Origin of the sequence: Paenibacillus germinis (genome assembly GCF_013141785.1) — a bacterium.
GTDB classification, from domain to species: Bacteria; Bacillota; Bacilli; order Paenibacillales; family NBRC-103111; genus Paenibacillus_E; species Paenibacillus_E phytorum.
In genome coordinates, this window is sequence record NZ_WHOC01000192.1 from 1 (window position 1) to 718 (window position 718).

Sequence of the window (718 nt, forward strand, 5' to 3'; positions counted from 1 at the left end):
TTGCTCAAAAAAGATATCGTTTCAACAAAAAAATTTGCACAATTATTTAACGTTTCCAAAAGAACGATTCTTCGTGATATGGAAACACTGAGTTTATCAAACATACCGATCTATTCTATCCACGGAATTAATGGCGGCTACGGCATTATGGATGAATACAAGGTTGATAAACGTCTTTTAAGCAGCTCCGACTTGGAGAATATATTAACTGCACTCGGCGGATTGGGACAAATTCTAATTAGCGAAGAAGTTGAAGTGACCATAAAAAAAATAGAAGCCATGGTTAGCCCATTATCTCCGAAAGGTTCAATCCGACTGTCATTTTATGATTGGGAGGGACGGTCTGATATTCTTCAAACCTTGAAGATATGCCAAGAATCGATATTAAAGAGAAGGTTAGTTTCATTTAACTATATGGATAAAAATGGATCCGCTACGAATAGAATTGTCGAGCCATATCAGCTTCATTTTAGTGAATCGAGTTGGTATTTGAAGGGATTCTGTTTACATCGTCAGAGATATAGAACATTTAAATTATTCAGGATCGATCATCTTATTATGGATGAAAACACATTTAACCCTAGAGATTATTTAGTGGAACAAGAACATGAAGCAAGTTATCAACCGCAACTAGTCGCTATTAAGGCGTTGATTTCGCCTAGCATAAAAGATCAATTCATTGAAAGGTACGGTCGAAAGAGTATTGAAAACTATAGTT

The 718-nt window shown here is 35.7% G+C and carries 1 protein-coding gene; it reads left to right on the forward strand.

The window, feature by feature from the left end; translation table 11 throughout:
* The coding region (locus GC102_RS37415) for a helix-turn-helix transcriptional regulator (protein ID WP_171694015.1) at positions 1-718 on the forward strand (718 nt) is incomplete at both ends.